Origin of the sequence: Endozoicomonas sp. ALD040, assembly GCF_049275945.1 — a bacterium.
In the GTDB taxonomy this organism is placed as follows: domain Bacteria; phylum Pseudomonadota; class Gammaproteobacteria; order Pseudomonadales; family Endozoicomonadaceae; genus Endozoicomonas_A.
Genome location: NZ_CP184829.1, coordinates 5,048,958 through 5,070,722 on the forward strand (window position 1 = coordinate 5,048,958; position 21,765 = coordinate 5,070,722).

A 21,765-nucleotide genomic window follows, 5' to 3' on the forward strand; every position below is an offset into this window, starting at 1 on the left:
TTTTGTAAAGGCTGCTTATAAAAATGACTTATAAAAAGAACGGGTTAGATTTTCACGATCACACGACCGGTCACCTGACCCACCGTGATGGCTTCAGCGTACTCAGCAATTTCTTCCAGTGTCACTTCCTGACAGGCAGAGTTGTAAAAATCAGCAGGTAACAGGTCCACCAGTCGCTCCCAGGCCTGAGTACGTTTTTCTGTTGGACACATCACAGAGTCGACGCCCTGGAGGTTTACGCCCCTCAAGATGAATGGCATCACCGTAGTCGGAAGGTCAAAACCTCCTGCCAGTCCACAGGCTGCAACGGCACCGCCATAGTTCATTTCTGAGAGAACCCTGGCGAGCAGCTTGCTGCCAACCGTATCAATTGCACCCGCCCACATTTGTTTATCCAGCGGGCGGGCTGGCTCCTCAAAACGGCTTCTTGGCAGGATCAGTTTGGCTCCCAGGTTGACCAGCATGCCGGAGTTTTCCGGACGACCTGATACAGCGACAACATCGTAATGCAATTTTGCCAGCAGGGCGACAGAAGTACTGCCCACGCCACCACTGGCACCGGTGACCAGAATTTCACCTTTTTCAGGTGTGACACCTGAGTGTTCCAGAGCCATTACGCACAACATTGCTGTCAGACCTGCTGTGCCGATCATCATGGCTTTCTGGCTGTTGAGTCCCTTTGGCATTTTTACCAGTTGACTGGCTTTGACCCTGGCTCTTTCAGACATACCACCCCAGTGGTTTTCACCCACGCCCCAGCCGGTGAGGATAACTTTGTCACCTTCTGAAAATTCAGGATTGTCAGAATTAATGACTGTACCCGCAAAATCAATGCCCGGTACCATGGGAAAGTTGCGGATAATCTTGCCCTTGCCAGTGATGGCCAGACCGTCCTTATAGTTCAGCGAGGAATATTCGACGGCTACCGTGACCTCCCCTTCGGGTAAACGACTGTCGTCCAGTTCCCGGACAGAAGATACAGTGGCTTGGCCTTCCTGCTCCAGCAACAGCGCCTTGAACATACAACACTCCGTCAGTTCTGTGAAAGGTAGTGAAATCGATAGTGGAATTATAGGGACAAGTTGGCGAATAACAATGATCAGCCGGTTTCCTGATTCAGAAGGTCCAGAAGCGCATTGGCCGCATTCGACAGGGTTCGCTCTTTGTGGATGATATACCCCAACTTTCTTGAAGGCGTATGGCATTGTGTGTTCAATGCAATGAGATCGTCGTCCAGCATCGAGGCGGGCAAAATGGTCCATGCCAGGCCGATGGAAGCCAGCATACGGATTGTTTCGAGGTAATTGGAAGACATGGTGGTTTGCAAAGACAGACCTTCTTCTTCAAACAGTGTGCGAACCAGCCGGTGAGTGAATGTGTTTGAGCTTGGCAGAATTGCCTGATGTTCACTTAACTGCTGGGTGGTGACTTTTTTCAGGCTGGATAAGGGGTGGTCTCTGGCCGCCATAAAAATCAGCGGGTCATTCCAGACCAGACGGGATTCAAATCGATCCGGGTTGTCAGGAGAGAGTGTTACGATACCGAATTCAATTTCACCACGACTCAGCATTTCATAAGCCACCTCCGAATCCACAAAGCGAATGTCGAGCTTGACATCCGGGTAGCGGCGGGAGTATTCCCTCAAGATGTCAGGGAGCCTGCGTAAGCCTATATGGTGACTGGTGGCTATGGCCAGAGTCCCTTTTACCTGAGTCTTCAGGTTACTGATTTCCTGACGGGAGTCCTTCATCAAGTCCAGCATTTGTCTGGCTTTGGGCATAAGGATGCGTCCAGCTTCGTTCAAATTGATCTGTCGACCCATGCGATCAAATAACTGGGTCCCTAATTGGCTCTCAAGCGAAGCAATGCGCTTGCTGACGGCCGGCTGGGTTAAATGCAGCTTTTCTGCCGCCTGGGAGAAAGACTTGCACTCAGCAACGGTCAGAAATGCGGTGAGGCTGGGTATATCCATGGTTCAGTTTTTTGTAAGGGGTAAATGATTGATAACTTATAGTTATTAATAGCATGAAAAAGATGAATTTGAGTAATCTGTTCTGTCGTTCTAGGATACCCATAAAACGGAAACGCTGTAATGAGGATTCAACCAATGGCAGGTAAGACGCTCTATGACAAGTTGTGGGACAACCACCTTGTTCGTCAACGAGACGATGGTTCGTCTTTGATCTACATTGATCGACAGCTACTTCATGAAGTCACCTCTCCCCAGGCGTTTGAAGGTCTGCGTCTTGCTGGCCGCCGACCCTGGCGAATTGATGCCAACCTGGCAACGCCTGATCATAATGTGCCAACTACCGTTAATGAGCGCAAAACCGGCATTGATGGTATCGAAGATCCTATCTCGAAAATTCAGGTTAAAACGCTGGATGATAATTGCCACGATTTCGATATCGTCCAGTTCGATATGATGGATACCCGCCAGGGGATTGTCCATGTTGTGGGTCCTGAACAGGGCGCAACTCTGCCAGGTATGACCGTAGTCTGTGGTGATTCCCATACCTCTACTCACGGTGCTTTCGGCGCGCTGGCCCATGGTATTGGTACCTCCGAAGTCGAACACGTCATGGCTACCCAGTGCCTGGTTGCCAAGAAAATGAAAAACATGCTGGTGCGTGTTGATGGCGAGCTGGGTTTGGGTGTTACGCCGAAAGACGTGGTTCTGGCCATTATTGGCAAGATCGGAACCGCTGGTGGTACCGGCTTTGCTGTCGAATTTGGTGGCGACGTTCTGCGAGCCATGAGTATGGAAGGTCGAATGACTGTCTGCAATATGGCTATTGAAGCAGGTGCCCGTGCAGGTATGGTTGCGGTCGATCAGACCACGGTCGATTATGTAAAAGGTCGTCCTTTTGCACCCAAAGGTGAGCTCTGGAACAAGGCGGTAGAGGCCTGGTCCGATCTGCACTCTGATGCTGATGCTGTTTTTGATGAAGTGGTTGTTTTAAAAGGTGAAGACATCAAACCTCAGGTGACCTGGGGTACCTCACCTGAAATGGTTCTGCCTGTGGATGCTAATGTACCGTCCCCGGCAGATGCGGAAGGTTATGCAAGAGCCCTCGAGTACATGGGGCTGACAGCAGGCATGCCGATCACGGATATCCCTGTTGATCGTGTTTTCATTGGTTCCTGTACTAACTCCAGAATTGAAGACCTCAGAGAGGCGGCTGCTGTCGTAAAAGGTCGAAAGGTAGCTGACACCGTTAAGGAAGCTCTGGTTGTCCCGGGCTCGGGTCTGGTAAAAGAACAGGCAGAAAATGAAGGGTTGGACAAAATCTTTGAAGCGGCCGGTCTGCAATGGCGTGAGCCGGGCTGCTCCATGTGTCTGGCCATGAATGCCGACAAACTGGGTGCCGGTGAGCATTGCGCATCCACTTCAAACCGCAATTTTGAAGGTCGTCAGGGTTTTGGTGGTCGAACCCATCTGGTAAGCCCGGCTATGGCCGCAGCGGCTGCGGTAACCGGCCATTTTGTTGATGTGCGTCAGATGATGGGGCAGGGGGCTTAAGACACCATGAAGGCATTTACTATTCATAAAGGTTTGGTAGCACCTCTTGATCGTGCCAATGTTGATACCGACATGATCATTCCCAAGCAGTTTCTCAAGTCCATCAAGCGCAGTGGCTTTGGTCCCAATCTGTTTGATGAGTTGCGCTACCTTGATGAGGGCCAGCCCGGCCAGGATTGTTCAAAGCGTCCGGTGAATCCTGACTTTGTGCTGAATCAGGATCGTTATCAGGGGGCATCGGTACTGATCGCCCGTCAAAACTTTGGTTGTGGCTCCAGTCGGGAGCACGCTCCATGGGCTCTGGATGATTTTGGTTTTCGCTGCGTCATTGCGCCGAGCTTTGCTGATATTTTTTACAACAACTGTTTCAAAAATGGCATTCTGCCGATCACTCTCTCGGAAGAGGCTGTTGACGAGCTGTTCAGTGAAATTGATGCGCAGGAAGGCTATCAGCTGAACGTGGATCTGGAACGTGAAAAAGTGATCAAGCCTGATGGCAGTGAACTCAGCTTTTCGATTGATGAGTTCAGACGTCACTGTCTGCTCAATGGTCTGGACGACATAGGTCTGACATTGCAGGACGCTGATGCGATCAAAGCCTTTGAAGGGCGCCATCGCAACAGTCAGCCCTGGCTTTTTGATGCTATTCATTAAATTTTGCCAGTTTAACAAATAACAAAGTAAGTCGACTCTTGCTCCCATACACCAGAGGCTATTGCAAAGCTCTCACTCCCGCGCCGGGGTCCAAAGGGCCTGAGAGCGTGGGAATCAGCTTTTTGTGACAGCCGCCGGAGCCCTGGGGGAGTTTTTCAACAGCCTGCCCAGTGTCAAATCGAGCTTACAAAACACTGTTTTTAATGAGAGGTAAAGGGAAGTGAGTAAACAGATTTTATGCCTGCCCGGTGACGGCATTGGCCCTGAGATTGTGGCAGAAGCGCTGAAAGTTCTGGATGTCGTTAAAACCCGCTTTGGGTTGGCTATTGAAATCAGTGAAGGTCTGGTGGGTGGTGCTTCGCTGGATGTTCATGGTGTTCCCCTGACCGACGAGACTCTGGCCGAAGCGAAAAAATCTGACGCGATTCTCTTTGGTTCTGTGGGTGGTCCCAAGTGGGATGACCAGCCGATGATGAACCGTCCTGAGCGTGGACTGCTGAAGCTGCGTTCCGAAATGGGACTGTTCGCCAATCTGCGACCAGCAATGCTGTTTCCCCAGTTGGCAGAAGCATCCAGTCTCAAGCACGAACGGGTGGCGGGTCTGGATATTCTGATCGTCCGTGAACTGACCGGTGGTATCTACTTTGGTGAGCCAAGAGGTGTTCGTACCCTCGAGAGCGGAGAGCGGGAAGGTTACAACACCTATGTCTACCGTGAATCTGAAATCAAGCGTATTGCCAAAGTGGCTTTTGAAGCGGCTCAAAAGCGTGGTGGTCGACTGACATCGGTTGATAAATCCAATGTGCTTGAAGTGACCGCTCTCTGGCGTGAAATAGTGTCAGATATGGGCTCTGACTACACCGATGTGGAACTGAGCCATATGTATGTTGATAATGCGGCAATGCAGCTGGTGCGTGAACCCAAACAGTTTGATGTAATGGTCACCGGCAACATGTTTGGCGACATTCTCAGCGACTGTGCTGCTATGTTGACCGGCTCCATTGGTATGTTGCCATCGGCTTCCCTGAACGAAGCCAACCAGGGGATGTATGAGCCTGTGCATGGTTCTGCCCCGGACATTGCCGGTCAGGGTAAAGCGAACCCGCTGGCTCAGATTCTTTCTCTGGCGATGCTGCTCCGATACTCCCTGGGGGAAATTGCAGCGGCAGATGCGATTGAAAAAGCCGTCAGCGATGTTCTGGATCAGGGACTGCGTACCGGAGATATTGCATCAGCAGGTTGCAAACAGGTAAGCACCTCTGAAATGGGCGATGCCTTAGTGGCTTGTTTGAAGGGTTGAGCATTTAGGGAGGCTAGTTATGAAAAAGGTCGGTTTTGTTGGCTGGCGGGGAATGGTCGGCTCGGTTTTGATGGATCGTATGCGTGAAGAAAACGACTTTGCGAATATTGACCCGGTCTTCTTTACCACTTCCCAGCAGGGTCAGCCTGGTCCACTCGTAGGTCAGGATGCGGGCAGACCTGCTACAGCGCTTCAGGACGCTCACTCAATTGAAGCGCTGGCCGCTATGGATATCATTATTTCCTGTCAGGGTGGCGATTACACCAATAAGGTTATTCAGCCATTGCGTGACAGTGGTTGGCACGGCTACTGGATTGATGCCGCTTCTTCTCTGAGGATGAAGGACGACAGTGTTATTGTTTTGGATCCGGTCAATCGTCCTGTTATCGATCGGGCCATTGATGCCGGTGTCAGGAATTTTATCGGTGGTAACTGTACTGTCAGCCTGATGCTGATGGCCATTGGTGGTCTGTTTCGTGAGGGGCTGGTGGACTGGGTCAGCGCCATGACTTATCAGGCTGCCAGTGGCGCCGGTGCCCGAAACATGCGTGAATTGATCGCTCAGATGGGTGTGATTCGCGATAACGTTGCCCGGGAGCTGGCCGATCCAGCCAGTGCCATTCTTGATATTGATCGTAAGACATCTGATCTGCTGCGCAGCTCGGATTTACCACAAAGTGAGTTCGGGGTGCCTCTGGCAGGCAGTCTGATTCCTTACATTGATCGTCAACTGGAGAACGGGCAGAGCCGTGAGGAGTGGAAAGCTCAGGCAGAGACCAATAAGATTCTCGGTCTGGACGGTCAGGCTCTGGTGCCGGTTGATGGTGTCTGTGTTCGTGTCGGTGCCATGCGTTGCCACAGTCAGGCGTTGACCATCAAGCTGAACAAAAATGTGCCAATAGCTGATATCGAAAGCCTTGTTGCCAATGCCAACGATTGGGTTTCTCTGATTCCCAATGATCGTGAGGTGACCATGGAGAAGCTGACACCGGCAGCGGTGACCGGCAGTCTGGATATTCCCGTGGGTCGTATTCGCAAATTGAATATGGGTCCTGAATATCTGTCTGCCTTTACGGTAGGTGACCAGTTGTTGTGGGGGGCTGCAGAGCCTCTGCGTCGGATGTTGGGAATTTTGCTCTGATCCTTCTGGCCAGCCAGTTTTCTGGCTGGCGATCTGCTAAATGTCTGAGTTGAGCTACTTGGTGGGGTCCTTCTGTTGCCCAGGGTTTCGGCGGTACTCTTCAAGAATTTCGGGTAGCACTTCTCCAGGAGGCTTATATGGTCCGCCCGTAGCGAGAACGGGCACCATTCCAGGTCAGCCTTCCGGTTTAAAGAGTTGAAGGATAGATCAAGATAATAAGAGTGTTTTTGTGTCTTCTTCACTAAGAGCCTGACCGAGAATAGACTGCCCTACTGCGGCGGCAGCAAATTGGTCTGAAAATCCGCTTTTGTTCGTCAAATAGCTCGCTATTCTCCTCACAAAACCGAATTTTCATCCTCAATTTTCTGCCGTCCTCGCTACGGGCGCTATTCTCGGTCAGGCTCCTAAGAGGGTGTCGCAAAACTTCAACAGCTCGTTCTCACGCTCTGAAGTCGTCATTCCCGCGAAGGCGGGAATCCAGCGCCAACGGTGGATCTCTGCCTTCTCGGGGATGACAAGGCCAGGGGGACACCGGGCAGTATGGTTCTGGTGGAGAGTCAGTGTGGATTCCCGCCTTCGCGGGAATGACGAGAATGAAGCCGGCAATGACGGGAGTCAGCGCGTTCCCACGCCGGAGAGAGTTTTGCGACACCCTCTGAAGGGCGGGTGTCATTTCAAGGAGGTGATTTCAAGGAGTTAGGTCATTGTTCCGGTTTACATCAGCAAGCTTGTGTTTTCGATGTATTCTTTTATGATTCGTCAAGTCAAAAGCGTTCTTGCAGACCGTCCCGCATGGTCTCTGCAGACCACCCTCTGAGACCACTGTCATATCGCAGGTTTGTGGTTCGCTATGGTCTTTCCTTTTGTGGTTCGACAGGGCTTTGGCATTATCGAAGAGCTTTTCGCATGGCCATGGTCGGCCATCCTTACCGACTTGTGTCAGGTTGCAGGTTTTTGGTCCGGTATGGTATGTGCTTTTGTGAATAGACAGGCTTGAAGCACTTTTACACACCGACCCGCATGGCCGCCGCTGCCCATCCTTCCCAATGACAGTTTCCTTACAGGTTTGTTGCCTGGTGTGATCTCTTCTTATGTGATCACTCAGGTCCTGAGAATTCTTGTAGGTCTTGCCGCATGGCTGCTGCTGGCCATCCTCTCCGGCCACGGCCACGGCCACGCCACAGATTCGTTTCCCGCTGTGGAATCTGCTTTTGTGACTCGACAGTTTTTGAGCGTTTCTGCAGACTACCCCGCATAGTTGCTTCTGGCCATCTTTCTCAACTAGGGTTGCGTCACAGGTTTGTTGTCCAGTATGGAAGGTTCTTTTGTGATCCGCCAGGGCTTTAGAATTTCTGCAGTGCGCCCCGCACCGGCGAGGCTTGCCATCGTCCCCGATCACGTTTACGCCACAGCTTCGTTGCCCGCTATGGTGATTGTTTTTGTGAGCTGACAGGGCTTTAGCATTGCTGCAGACTGCCCCGCATGGCTGCGGCTGACCATTCTTCCCGATCACCATCACGACACAGGTTTTTTGCCCGGTATGGCATCTTTTTTTGTGATCCGACAGGGCACCAATATTTCGGTAGACCATTCCGCATGGTTGTGGCTGGCCATCCTTTCCGACTACTTTTACGTGACAGATTTTTTCCCCGCTATGGCATAAGCTTTTGTGATTCGACAGGGCTTGAAGACTGTTGTAAGACTTTCCGCATGGTCGCTGCTGGCGGTCTTTCCCAACCATGGTCAGGTTACAGGTTTGTTGCCCGGTGTGGACACTTCTTTTGTGATACGCGAGAGCTGCAGCATTCTGGCAGACCGTTCCGCATGGCCCTGGCTGGCTATCCTCCCCGACGAGTGTTACGCCACAGGTTCTTTGTCCGGTATGGTATCTGTTTTTGTGAGACAAAAGTATTTTTTGATTCTTAAAGACCTTCCGGCATTGCCGCAGTTGGCCATCTTCGCCGACTAAGATCACGTTGCAGGTTGCTCGCCGGTCAGATTCAGTTGTACCGGCTGCGGCTGAACCTATTGAGTCTGCGACCCCGTCTGAGGCGACCCTGTCTACAGAGCTGCAACGATAGCAGTGTTTATTGGCCACGTGGGAGCATGAACTTTCTCCGGATGTTTCTTCAGTGTCGTATGTCGAACTTTCTTCAGAATCTGGCTCTATGCTGTCGGATAAGTCGGAAGATTGTCGGAATCGACAAACACCATTACAGGGATAGGTATAACAATTTAAACCCAAAGTATGCAGGTGTTGTTCAGGATCTTCGTCACCGTCGGCAGAGTCAGAAAACAGAAGACTGGTGAAATAGCCTGTGTTGTAAGTGCTGGCTTGTGGAGCACGTCCTGATGATTCCGGTGCTTGATAATAGGGTTGGCCTTGTTCAGAGCCTGGCATCACAGCAGTGATAGCAAGCCGGTAATTTTCACTCGCTTCCTGTTGCTCAGTAGAGTTAAACAGCAGTGAATTGGCGTTCCAATAGCTTTTTAAAAGCCAACCAACGGTGATAACTGCTTCTATAGCTAAGGATGAATAAGGGTTTGAGCTTGGAGAGGCATCTCTGGTGGTCAGAATGAACTCACAAGCAACCAGCAGATTCGTCGCATAAAGCCATGGCCACGAAATCGACTCTACAAGAGTCGCTTTCATTTTTTGACTGTAAGGCACTTGTCGTTTTATATCAGCTGATGAGTCTGGCTCTACATTGCCGTTTGTGTCGACAATGTCTGATGGGTTGCCTGAAAATGTTGGTCGGTTAAGCTTTATAGAAAAGTTATGATCGGGAAAATCTGCATTCTGTTCAACCTCGATAACAAAACGTCTTGCCAACGCTTTAGTCTGGCAGACGACAGAAAACGACAGTAACAGCAGTGCCGCAAAAAGTGAGTGTTTAATAATTCTATCCTTGCCCTGTGGTTTACAGAGAAGAAGGATAGATTAAGAACACAAGAGTGTTTCTTTATCTTTTTCATCAAGAAGGCGTTGTAAAACGCCAACAACCAGGATTTGTGGATCTCAATCACCTGACAGTCTGCTGAACCCTGGCTGAATCGGGCCGTCACCCGTTCACCTTCAGTCAGTTGTCCGGCATCCCGAATAAATTCATCGCCTCTGGCGACAAGGGAATTTTGCGATACCCCCTCAAGGGCGGGTGCCATTTCAAGGATTGAGGTGATTGTTCCGGTTTACATCAACAAGCTGGCGTTTTCGATGTCTTCTTTTATGATTCGACAGGTCAAAAGCACTCTTGCAGACAGTCCCGCATGGTCTCTGCAGACCATCCTCGCCGATCACTGTCACATCGCAGGTCTGTGGTTCGCTGTGGTCTCTTCTTTTGTGGGTCGATAGGGCATAGGAATTATTGAAGAGCTTTCTGCATGGCCATGGTCGGCCATCCACTCCGATGAGTGTTAAGTCGCAAGTTTTTGGTCCGCTATGGTATGTGCTTTTGTGACTCGACAGGCACATAGCATTCTTATACACCGCCCCGCACGGCCGCTGCTGCCCATCCTTCCCAATGACAGTTTCCTTACAGGTTTGTTGCCCGGTGTGATCTTTTCTTATGTGATTCCTCAGGTCCTGATAACTCTTGTAGACCTTTCCGCATGCCTGCTGCTGGCCGTCCTCTCCGGCCATGGTCACTCCACAAGTTCGTTTCCCGCTGTGCATTCTGCATTTGTGATTAGACAGAGTTTGAGCATTCTTGCAGACTGTCCCGCATAGTCGCTTCTGGCCATCTTCCCCAACTAAGGTTGCGTCACAGGTTTGTTGTCCAGTATGGAAGGTTCTTTTGTGATCCGTCAGGGCTTTAGAACTTTTGCAGAGCGTCCTGCATCGGTGAGGCTGGCCATCTTCCCCGATCACGGTTACGTCACAGGTTCGTTGCCTGCTATGGAGAGCGGTTTTGTGAGCTGACAGGGCTTTAGCATTGCTGCAGAGTGTTCCGCATGGCTGCGACCGGCCATTCTTCCCGAGCACCATCATGACACAGGTTTTTTGCCCGGTATGGTATTGGTTTTTGTGAGACAAAAGTGTTTTTTCATTCTTATAGACTTTCCGGCATTGCCACAGTTGGCCATCCTCGCCGACTAAGATTACGTTGCAGGTTGCTCGCCCGGTAGTGTCAATTGTACTGGCGGCCCCTGCACCTGTTGAGTCTGCGACCCCGTCTAAGGCGACCCCGTCTACAGGGCCGCAACGATAACAGTGTCTACTGGCCAGGTGGGAGCATGCACTTTTTCCGGATGTTTCTTCAGTGTCGTATGTCGAACTTTCTTCACAACCTGGCTCTACGCTATCGGATGGGTCGGAAGATTGTCGGAATCGACAAACACCATTACAGGGATAGATATAACAATTTAAACCCAAAGTATGCAGGTGTTGTTCAGGACCCTCGTCACCGTCGGCAGAGTCAGAAAACAGGAGACTGGTGAAATAGCCTGTGGTGTAAGTGCTGGTTTGTGGGGCACTCTGGCCTGATGATTCTGATGGTTGATAGGGAGGTGGGCCTTGTTCCGAGCCTGGCATCACGGCGGTGATAGCAAGTCGGTGATTTTGACTCGCCTCTTGTTGCTCAATTGGGTTAAACAGTAGTGAATTGGCATTCCAATAGCTTTTTAAAAGCCAGCCAACAGTGAAAACTGCTTCTACAGCTATGGGTGAATGAGGGTTTGAGCCTGGAGAGGCGTCTCTGGTAGTCAGAATGAGCTCATAAGCAACCAGCAGATTCGTCGCGTAACGCCATGGCCAGGAAATTGACTCTATAAGATTCGCTTGCACTTCCTGACTATCAGGTTTGTGTCGTTTGTCATCAGGTGATGAGTCTGGTCCTACATTGCCGTTTGTGTCTACAGTGACTGATGGGCAGACCACAGAAAACGACAGTAACAGCAGTGCCGCAAAAAGTGATTGTTTAATAATTCTATCCTTGCCCTCTGGTTTACAGAGAAGAAGGATAGATTAAGAAAACAAGAGTGTTTCTTTATCTTTTTCATCAAGAAGGTGTTGCAAAACGCCTACGATTTGTGAATCTTAATCACCTGACAGTCTGCTGAACCCTGGCTGAATCGGGCTGTCACCTGTTCACCTCCAGTCAGTTGTCCGGCATCCCGAATAAATTCATCGCCTCTGGCGACAATGCTGTAGCCTCGAGACAGGGTTGCCAGAGGGCTGACAGCATCCAGCATGCCTGTCAGTTGTTTCAAGCGATTTTCTTTCTGTTTTAAAAGTACCTGCAGAAATGAATCAAGCTGGCTTTTCAGCAGATTCAACTCTCCTTGCAGCCGCTCAATGCGTCTTGAAGGTGAAGACTGTAAAAGCCTGTCGTTTAGCCTTTGATACTTTGCAGCCTGAGCCTGAAGGGCTATGGTCATCGATTGTTGCAGACGAATGTCCAGATCTTTCAGCCGCTGGTTGAGCTCTCTCAGGCGTTCCCCCGGATGACGCAGGCGCAGACTGGTGTTATCAAGCCGCTGGGACAGGGCCTGCAGACGATGCTTCATCAGAGTCTGTAGCTTTCGATTCAGCAGACCGAGCTTATTGAGAATATCCTGTTGGTCCGGACTGAGTACTTCAGCCGCCGCCGATGGCGTCGGTGCCCGGTAATCAGCGACAAAATCAGCAATGGTAAAATCAATTTCATGGCCCACAGCACTGACCACGGGAACTTCAGAAGCCGCTATGGCTCTGGCGACTCTTTCCTCATTGAAAGGCCAGAGGTCTTCCAGTGAACCACCCCCACGACCGACAATCAAAACGTCAAACAACCCACTGCGATTGGCCATTTCAATGCCTCTGACCAGCTCGTCGGCGGCTTCTTTCCCTTGAACCGAACTGGGAATGACTGTGATGGGTATGGAGGGGAAGCGTCTTTTTAATACCGCCAGGATGTCGCGGATAGCCGCGCCTGTTGGAGAGGTCACAACACCAATATGGGAGGGCAGGGCAGGCAGGGGCCTTTTCCGCTCCGCATTGAACAGACCCTCGTTGTCCAGCTTCAGCTTAAGCGCCTCAAAAGCACGTTGAAGAGCACCGGCACCGCCTTCTTCCATGTGATCGACAATCAGCTGGTAGTCGCCCCGGCCCTCATAAAGGCTCACCCGACCCCTGACAATCAGTTGCATGCCTTCAGCCGGAACAAAACGAATGCTGCGATTGCGGTTTTTGAACATCGCACAGCGAATCTGGGCATTGGCATCTTTAAGGGTGAAGTACCAGTGTCCTGATCCGGGTCGGGCAAGGCCGGAAAGTTCGCCTTCCACCCTGACGTTTGCGAAGCGCGTTTCCAGCATTCTCCGGGTTTGGCTGTTCAGCTCTGTTACCGTCAGAGGACGCTGATTGTCTGATTGAGCGGGAGACCCCGGCTCAGCATGAAATAAATTCTGGCCTTGCATGAGAATGTTGATGCTACAGTGTTTGAGAGATGAGATAAGGCTGAACAACAATATACCGGATTATTCCCGAGCAAACTATACACATCATTGATGTCAGGTTGGGTATTTCAGCCACGGGCCTCCTGATACTCTTACTGAGTAGATTATCAACAACTTTTTAAAGACCGAACATTAAGTACCTAACCAGTTGGTTTCGCATATTCTGGACGGCGGCTTTTTCCACCCTTCTGCGTTCCAACTCTGGTTGCGTAGCTATGGCTACGCGCCCGTCGTTGCGCCTTGAAGGATGAAAAAATCCACTCGCCAGAATATGCGAAACCAACTGGCCAGGTACTTATCATTCGGTTTTTAATAAACATCCACATCTCATCCATCGCCATTTCCATGTTCTGATTTATGCAAAAAAAATTCGATTTCGCGTGAGAAAATGTGAAAAAAAGTCACCCAGAAACTAATTTCCAGATTGTATTTTTTGAATGCGGTCCTCACGGCCATCCGGTTATCATCGTACTTAAGCGTTAGATCGGCAGTTGCCAGCAGTGCCAAAAAAACGCTTCTCATTTTTTCATCTTTTTCAATCTTCTGTTTCATGATCCCATTCCAGAACAGATCCCGTTCGTTGTCACAGCTATCATTGAGGGTCTCGTACGCCCAAAAATAATAGTGGATCAGGGCCGACTTTGTGCGATGTTTTTTCAAAAGAACATGACTTATAGCTTCATAATCCGGGTGCGATTTCAGTTGCGGAAGGTTATAAACGTATTCATCAAAACTGGAGTCAGGTTGTGGTGTTTCCCGCAGTGCTTTAAACAGGTTTGTATAGTCATATCGGCTTAGCTCGTAGCTGGCAATAGTCTCTGGTAATTGATCAATATCAGCAGCAGTTGCCTCAGATGATGTATCAGGCGCCTCCGATTTATCCGACAAAAAAGCGTTAACAAGGCTTAAGTAGTTTTTAATATTTTTTGGCCTGTCACCACTTTTGATTTCACTGTCCAGCCAAAAACTATATTGTTTTATTCTTTGGTTAATGGGAAAAAGCCTTGTTTTCTTCAGTGGTTCCAGAAGTATTCGCTCAATACTTTCAGGATCACTTATACTCTGGAATAACGCTTCTTCAACTTCAGGGACATCATTGCTGAACACAAATTGGATGTTATGGTGTATGGGGGTAATCAAAAAATGCTTTGCGATCAGTGTTGGCCAACCAGCCTGGGGGATATGCAAAAGATTAAAGCGTTTATCAGTAAAGACTCTGATGGCTGCCTCAACGGCAAAACCTACACCATATAGAGAGCTTGCTAATAGCCCTGGCAAGATGTCCGTGACAATCTTACCCGCTTCAATAAAGATCTTTTCCCCTGGTTTTCTGGCCGATGCGTATTGAATAACAGGCTTATTGTCCAGGTCTGTTTGCCAGGCTTCTGATGTCTCGTCCTGGTAATACTGGTAGTTATCCAGTCGCATAGCCACTAGTGATTCCAGATAACCGGCATAAGGAAAGTTGAGATGGCGTGCTTTCTGGAAATGGGCATGTGCGCTGAGCATAACTCTTTTGTGACCGGTTAATATTATCTGCTGAGAGTCCAAATTTATTTGTGCCTCCAGAAGTGTCAGGCCAGCCAGACAATGAAGCCAGCCTGACATCTCTGATGATTGAGAGTCCATTCTATCTTCATATTCTTCTAACTGCTGTTTTAATTCCTCGTAGCCAGCTTTTCTCGCTTGTTGAATAGCTATAATAAAAATATTTTCGTTTCCAGCTGTGAACATTTTCAAGTGTTCATGATTAAAGACAATATGTTCGATGATTTTTGATTCAATATGACTTGCAATAGTGTTTACTGGCTTATGCCATACAAAGTGTTGAAAACGTGCGAGAAATGTTTCCCAGTCATAGGACTTAATCTGGAGTTTTTTTGCCTTTTCTGCATTTCCACCAATGAGCCTGAGAATATACTCGTGAATCAGAAAAAAGGTGTTGTACCAGTAGGATTCTTTATCGTTGGCAGTCATTTCGGGAAGCAAATGAATTATTTTTTTCAGAAGTCGAAAGTCATGACCAAAATGAAGTGCGGTTGTGCGGGCCTGGATTTCAAAGGGAAGAGCTTTAAGATGAGGGAGATCCGGCTCTGCTTCTGGTGATTCACTAACCAGATAAAAAGCAAGTTCTATAATATCTGCCATTACCCGAATATCAGGATCAGTATCACTAGAGAGCTTGCCCTGAGCTTCTTTCAGGGATACGTACACGTTCGAGTCTGATGCCAGGCCGAAGACTGAATAGTAAATGGTCAACATAGATAAATCCAGATAATCAGAATCCAACAAATCCGGTCGACCAGAAGCGAGGTAGAGAATCAGTCTTAATATTGCTTCCTTATCAGCTTCCGCTTGCAATTTTGCTTCTGCTTCCGCTGCCGCTTTTGTTACTGCTTTCGATTTCGCTGCTACTTTTGCTTTCTCTGCCGCATTCGATTCCGCTACTACTTTTGCTTTCGCTGCCGCTGTCACTGCCGCTTTCGTTTCCGCTATTGCTGTCGCTACCGTTCCCGATTCCTCTGGCGCTCTCCTTTGAGGTTTCTTTTCCACTGTAGCTTCTGCCAGCGCTATCGCTGCTGCTGTCGCTTTTGTATCTGCTAACTCTATGGCTACTGCTGCCGCATTCTCAGCTTCCCTGACTGCCGAAGCTTCTCTCTCTGCCGCAGCCTCTCTCAACGTCGCTATCACTGCCGCAGCTGTTCCCGCTTTCACCAGCGATCGTTCATGCTGTCCGTTACGCATATGTTGGGTAATAGTATATTGTTGGTTCATTCGACTCAAAACAGTATCAACTGAACCATCAGAGCCTTTTATCGGAAGCTGCTCCATAAACTCTCTGAGTATTCGTATGGAAGTTGTTACCCTGCCGGGAATATTGCTTTGCGGGTTTTTCGTATAAGTCTCTGTACCAAAGGCCAGTTTCAGTTCGAAAGGCTTTGGAATCAGTATCAGCCACTTGAGCAATACTCCGATCATAACCATTAGGTTTGAATCCGATTCTAATAAAATCTCAATAGACTGTGACACCCCGGAGAATGCAGAGTAAATGGCTCTGGATGTTGCACTGGACTCTATTTCCATAGCATATTCAAAAAACAGCAAGAGTATCGGGGCATAAGGGAAGCCATGATCACCAGACAATAAAATAGTTTCGTTTATCCTTTTGGCGTTGAGTTTCACTTCCGGGCCAAAGGGTAACTCAATGGTTTTGTTGTCATCTGACATTTTGGCACCCATCATGGCCAGTGCCTTCATAAAATAGTAATAACCGATTCCCAGTCTGTTTGTTAAATGGTTACCATTTCTTATTATTGCCTTTCGGAATGCAGTGATTTGCTTTTCTGCCTGTTGCAAAAATTTCTCCGGGTTGCTCTGAATAAGTCTGAGTTCCTGAATAATATTGTTATCCAGTTGTAATAAATACTGGTTATAAATTTGTTCATCGTATGGTCCTGTTGACGGTCGGATGCCAGGCCTCAGGTCTTTTGGTTGCCTGGCTGCTTTTACGGTTCTTTTTGCTTTTTCAGAATGTGTACCTGTTCCAGAGGTTAGTTGCGCCGGAGTGGGGGAAACCGGAACCTTTTTGATTTGAATAAAGTCTCTTGCAAGCAGCAAAGAGCGGGCAAGCATCCAGTCTTTTATTAAATCGGGTCTGGACTTTTTAGTCGCCTTATTACTTATTTGGTCATGATGCCCGTCAAATAGTTCCTTTTCACTCTTGCTGTCTTTGCTTAACGAAGCCTTGAGATAGCTTTCCCAAAAACCCATTTTCCAAAAGGCTATGAATCTGGGTTGATGATATTTGAGCAGTTGTCCGGTTTGCTCAGTATCCATGAATGCTTTCAGGTCAGTCATGGCCAGTACCTGTGGGAAATAAGATATATCCATGTGCTGAGGTTTTTTTTTCAAGGCTCCCTTAATTTGCAGGGCATTGAGGCTATACGACCAAAGTTCATTGTGAATCTGACTGGTTGCAGGCTCTTGTTTTTTCTCCAGTATCAGTATCAGCGACCCGATGGTTTGTTGCAGCTCCCGAGCCCCGGGACGCACTGCTTTCAGGGATGTTAATATCGAGGTGGTATCCGGTTCTCTCAGGGCATTGACAATGGCCTTTACCTCTCTGCCTCTGTCTGACAGGTCTGACTCTTTGGCTAACCCCTGCTCAATCCTGGTCAGGGTTATGGCGTCTGTATCCTGATAGAGCTGCTCCAGAAATCCACCCTTCAATAGACCTTCAACTTTTACCTGGTTGAAGCTTGTCGCTCTGGAAGCCATGCTGCGTAACAGTCGGCTGACAGGTTCCATCTGAGGCCAGCCTGCCGGATGTTGGTTGCGCAATTGCATCCCGATTAATAATTGGTAGGCAAGCGGTATACCGGCGATGGCTGCCGGTAACAGCAGCTTGAAAGCCTTCTCATAGATCTGCAGTATTTCTGATTTTCCAGATGGAAATTTCTGGTTCAGAATGAACAACGCCTGAACCAGTTGCGCATAGGGGAAGTGGTTCTCATAAGCCGCCTGCTCTAAGTCTTTGCGCTGTTGACTGCCCGGGGTATTGGCCAGGTTGATGGTGATGACTGGCTGGTCTGTGGATGTATCAGCAGAGGCTCCGGAACAGGCCAGTATTTTCAGGGTTTTTGTTTTTCCGTCCTGCAGTTGCTTTTGCAGTGTATCGGATTCTGTACCGGGCGCAGGGTTTTCTTCAGAGGCTTTGCAATCTTGTGTCTTTGTTGCCCTGTTCAGCTCGTCCGGAAAACTATGATCCATCTCCTTAAGCCAGTTTGATAGTTCTACGGACTGAGACAAGGCTGTTTCGAAATCGATCGTAGTCGGGATTGACTTTTGGGCTGCAGTTTTATTCTTGCTTTTATTTGAGCGCTCAGCAGGATCAGGTGCCACTGCCTCACTGTTATCAGCAACTACAGAGCATTGATTATCAGGGCTTGCTTCTACTGTGATAGCGTTTTTTTCTGGCACCGTGGCAATGTCGCTTATTTCTTGTTGTTTCTGTTTCTTCTCATGGGAATTGAAAGAAGCATCTTTTGTTATCGCCTCTGCACTTTCGACATAAGTAGCAGTAGAAACTGTTGCATGTTCGTCAATATCACTATTGCTTTCCAGTGCCTTGTCAGGTTGGGGCTTGACATAAGGAAGCAGAAATTCCGGTAACCCGGTTGATTCTGAAGAACGGCTGAGCAGTGACTCATGAATAATCGCCTGAACCTGTTGCTCAGTGTCACTTGTCAGCAAGATTTTTAATATATTTTGAGCATTTTGCCCCCTTCTTTTTGCATCAATGCTTGGGTAGGTTTGATCAAATTGCGTGTCCTGAAGCAGTTTTTCAACCATAGCGGGCAGGCTTGGCATAAGTAGCCTGGAACTCTTGGCAAAAGGTTCTACACGGGTGAAATCGAAATACCCTTGAGGGCCGACAGAAATATTGATCGATAAGATGCGCCATTTTTTGGTCTTGCAAGCGGTGAATCTTATCGTATTTTCTTTGCCGTTATCGGGAAAGCAATGGATCTTTAAAGTGTGCAGTAACCCTGTGCGCCGCAATTCTTTCGGGCTGGCTAAAGCTATGGTGTGAAAGTTGTTGCGTCTCACGGTAGTGCCAGGCAGGGCGCGTGTCAGCTTTTCCTCAAGGGAGGCCGAAATCTTTTCCAGACTTTGAATATTCTCAACTGCCAGATCAATATTATTGGTAGCAGGTACCTTGCCCAGTTCGGTGGGTTTAAACAATGACGCGAGATGTTGCCATCTGGCTAAACCCCCGTAAACAAGAGCATCTTCAGTATCGGATATAATACTCTCGGCTTCTGCATAGGTTTTTCTAAAAACAGGTGCCAGCACCAGGAGTGCAGGAATCACATAGCGGATATCCTGTTTTTTTACTAAAAATACGCCCTCGGAATAATCTTTTACATGATTATCCAAAGACTGTATTTTGTCGTTTATTGCAGATGTGGAGAGATCAGGGGCTATAAAGGCGATGTATTTACTGGCAGACTCTTCCCAGAAAAAAACCACTGCGCCAAGCACGTTTTTGCTAACGTAAAATGTCCCGTCAGGGTTCTCTGTATCGTCGAACGGGTAACAAACAAGGCGTAATTTATTGTAAAACCTGAACAGGTTCTGTCCGAGATCTCCCAGCATGAATTTATCGGGTGCAATAAACGCCTGTTGTAGCATTTCGCTGGCAGATTGTATGGACGCCGCTTCCAGCAGTGCGCTGGCAGATTTTGTGGGTGCCTCCTCTAGCCGTTCGCTGGCAGATTTTATGGCGTTGCACTGGAGCGTTTCCCGGCATAACAAAACATCCTTCTGCCATTGTGGAAACAGTTCCCATAAAGCATTTTCAAGCGTACTGTCTTCCAGCCATTCGTTTTCCTGCTTGTTCAGGTAGGAGCTGATCAGGAAGTGAGTGAACCAGGGGGCGTTGTCACTTTGATGAGACAGTTTTACCGTGTGATTCTCGTGAAACAGGAACATATGGATATTTTCAAGCCCGTCCAGAGGCTCTTGAGGGGTGTGGTCATGGTAGCTATGGGAGAGATATCCCCGACCATCAGTAACAATGACCTGTATAGAATTTTCCAGTGCTTTGGATGCCAGCATCATGTGTTGTTGGTTTTTTGGATCAAAACCCCGGAGCATCTGGTTATATAATGTTTCACTGCCACAGTCGGGTGGTTTGCATAGACGGAGCAGGGTGTCAAATTTTTCCCTGGATGTGATACCAAGCTGTTCTGACAGAAAGTCCGATCTATGGGCCATTCTTTCAGGCCGAAGTCCGGAGCGCCTGTACAAATAGAATAGATGTCTAAGCAGGGATGCTGAGGGTTCTGCGTCTGCTGGTGTGGCCGGATGGTTGCCGCCCGGTGGTGGTGGCTCATTGTCGTCAATATTGTTCCTACCGACAGAGCTGGCAGTTCGTTTACTTTTGTTGCCACTTTGTTCGGCTGTTTGTGCAGAGGGATTACTCGGGGAGGACTGAGATTCAGGCGGTCCATTGTTCCCCTGGACACCAGAAGCAGTCATTATGCCTGATGCAAACCCTATAGAGGGGAGTGACATATCTGGCTGATGAGGGATGGCAGGAGGATGAAAACCGTCGAATGCGTTGCTTGTTTGGGGCACCAAAGCCAGTGGGTTTCCGTTTGTTTGACGGGTAAAATAAGGTGATACACGATCGGAAAAGTGTGAGTGGACAGGGTGCCCCGGAAACTCCCGGTTTAAATAGGTCAACACATTGTTCATTAACTCAGGCCGCCGTTTAACAAACTGGTAAAGTGAACCGGGGTCGCTCAGAATCTGCTCCCTTACCCGGGCACTGAGGCTTTTGGGGATGGGGGATATGAACCCTGAGAGAATTCCCCGCCATTGATAGAGATTAAAGGGCGTACTGGTCACCGTGCTCATAAGCAGGGCGGCCAAGTTAAGGTGCTCACTTTCTACCAGGGTGCCAATTTCAGGTCCGTCCCAACCGGCGTAATGATCCTCGACATTATAAGGGGCATCAGCGAACCGCATCAGCAGCACCGGGTCACCTGCTCCCCAGAAATGGTATTTCCGATGTCTGTCGTTGCGGGCGATGAATAAAGAAGATCTTGACCAGGCTGGACAGGTATCATTGCCAGGCGATACTTTTTCCAGTGCCCAGAGGTTAAAGTACTTCCCGGTCATGAGCGCCGGGCTGGGTTCTACCGCAGTCTCGGGAATACCCGGTTGGTAAAGCCAGCTTTGATCCGACCACTGATAAAGCCAGTGATTATTCTGGCAGGCGTGTACTTTTGCTTTGTCAGCTGACTTGCTTTTATTGGGTTCTCCAAACAACTTATCGTGGGAAGAGAGGCAGTGAATAGCCTGATTGACCCGCTTGATATAGTGACTGTCCAAAGCGGTTTGCCCGTCAGTGCTGATGATGTCTTTTTTAGCCAGTTCGGGCAATAGCCAGGGTTTTGCGTGATTCAGCGGGAAGTCAATAAGAACGCTCTGACACTTTTTATGCTCTGTAAGCGGATTAGTCTGGCAGATAATGGCCTGCAGGCGATTCTGCTGACTTTCCCGCCAGGGGCGCAGGAAAAGGGTACTGGTATGGGTGTCGTTTAGTAGTTTCCAAAGCGACAGCCAGGCAGACAGAGAATCACCCTCGACGGCCTGAGTCTCTGACGATGATGTCGAGGGTGAAGCCGTAATCTGCCATACAGGATGATTTTCGATGCAAGTGGTTTGCACTGATAAGCGGCTTTTCAGCAAAGAGTGATCGATCATCACCGGATGAAGATTGCAATCGGGGGCATCACCAAAAGCCCGGGACAGTGAGGGGAAGCCGCGACTGAAAGAAGGGTAGGGTATGATTGAAGGCGGAAGCAGTTTTGCAAACAGGAACCCGGGCAGATGACTCAACCATTGATTCCTGAAAAAAAGGGACAGTTTTTTGGGGGTGCCAACGTCGTGTATTACGTGATAATGGTTACCCAGCTTGAGGTGAAAGTTATTGGCTTTAAATCCGGCGTAGAGACCCAAAAAGCGGATTTCTGGTGCCTTGTATCCGGGTTCACTCTGGTGGCCGGAGGCATGACCTGTTTGTACGTTCATTGCAATCATGAACAGCAGCGAAACAAAGAGAAGTTTTGACAGTCTTCTGTGACAAACAAGCATAGAGTTGCCATAGATCCCAATTGATGATTATTAATTTATTAATCA

At 48.9% G+C, this 21,765-nt stretch carries 11 protein-coding genes; 4 read left to right on the forward strand and 7 right to left on the reverse strand.

Going from position 1 to position 21,765, the window contains the following annotated elements:
- Window positions 1–44 precede the first annotated feature (44 nt).
- Window positions 45–1,022 carry an MDR family oxidoreductase gene (locus tag ACOJUN_RS18610; protein WP_422133397.1) on the reverse strand — a complete coding sequence of 326 codons (978 nt, stop codon included), beginning with the start codon at window positions 1,020–1,022 and terminating at the stop codon, window positions 45–47.
- A gap of 77 nt (window positions 1,023–1,099) precedes the next feature.
- Entirely contained in the window at window positions 1,100–1,972 is an 873-nt protein-coding gene (locus tag ACOJUN_RS18615) for a LysR family transcriptional regulator (protein ID WP_422133398.1), read from the reverse strand.
- Window positions 1,973–2,107: 135 nt separating this feature from the next.
- On the opposite strand from ACOJUN_RS18615, the gene leuC reads away from it, so the two are divergent.
- The 4 genes from leuC to asd all read left to right on the forward strand — a co-directional run bounded on the left by leuC (window position 2,108) and on the right by asd (window position 6,618).
- Window positions 2,108–3,523: a 3-isopropylmalate dehydratase large subunit gene (leuC, locus tag ACOJUN_RS18620; RefSeq protein ID WP_422137099.1), complete on the forward strand. Its 1,416-nt coding sequence runs from the start codon at window positions 2,108–2,110 to the stop codon at window positions 3,521–3,523.
- A gap of 6 nt (window positions 3,524–3,529) precedes the next feature.
- Window positions 3,530–4,177 carry a 3-isopropylmalate dehydratase small subunit gene (gene leuD / locus ACOJUN_RS18625; RefSeq protein WP_422133399.1) on the forward strand — a complete coding sequence of 216 codons (648 nt, stop codon included), beginning with the start codon at window positions 3,530–3,532 and terminating at the stop codon, window positions 4,175–4,177.
- A 220-nt stretch (window positions 4,178–4,397) separates the two neighbouring features.
- Window positions 4,398–5,477, forward strand: a complete 1,080-nt coding sequence (gene leuB / locus ACOJUN_RS18630) for a 3-isopropylmalate dehydrogenase (RefSeq protein WP_422133400.1) — start codon at window positions 4,398–4,400, stop codon at window positions 5,475–5,477.
- 19 nt (window positions 5,478–5,496) lie between these two features.
- A complete protein-coding gene (gene asd, locus ACOJUN_RS18635) occupies window positions 5,497–6,618 on the forward strand; it encodes an aspartate-semialdehyde dehydrogenase (RefSeq protein ID WP_422133401.1) in 1,122 nt (373 codons plus the stop codon).
- Between the two features lie 439 nt (window positions 6,619–7,057).
- On the opposite strand, the gene ACOJUN_RS18640 is transcribed toward asd, so the two are convergent.
- The 5 genes from ACOJUN_RS18640 to ACOJUN_RS18660 all read right to left on the reverse strand — a co-directional run bounded on the left by ACOJUN_RS18640 (window position 7,058) and on the right by ACOJUN_RS18660 (window position 21,657).
- Window positions 7,058–7,291, reverse strand: coding sequence for a hypothetical protein (locus ACOJUN_RS18640; protein ID WP_422133402.1), 234 nt, complete (start codon window positions 7,289–7,291; stop codon window positions 7,058–7,060).
- A 15-nt stretch (window positions 7,292–7,306) separates the two neighbouring features.
- A complete protein-coding gene (locus tag ACOJUN_RS18645; RefSeq protein WP_422133403.1) occupies window positions 7,307–9,451 on the reverse strand; it encodes a hypothetical protein in 2,145 nt (714 codons plus the stop codon).
- Window positions 9,452–9,781: 330 nt separating this feature from the next.
- Window positions 9,782–11,494, reverse strand: coding sequence for a hypothetical protein (locus ACOJUN_RS18650; RefSeq protein ID WP_422133404.1), 1,713 nt, complete (start codon window positions 11,492–11,494; stop codon window positions 9,782–9,784).
- 143 nt (window positions 11,495–11,637) lie between these two features.
- Window positions 11,638–13,014, reverse strand: a complete 1,377-nt coding sequence (xseA, locus tag ACOJUN_RS18655) for an exodeoxyribonuclease VII large subunit (RefSeq protein ID WP_422133405.1) — start codon at window positions 13,012–13,014, stop codon at window positions 11,638–11,640.
- Between the two features lie 366 nt (window positions 13,015–13,380).
- Window positions 13,381–21,657, reverse strand: coding sequence for a hypothetical protein (locus tag ACOJUN_RS18660; RefSeq protein WP_422133406.1), 8,277 nt, complete (start codon window positions 21,655–21,657; stop codon window positions 13,381–13,383).
- Between the last annotated feature and the right edge of the window lie 108 nt (window positions 21,658–21,765).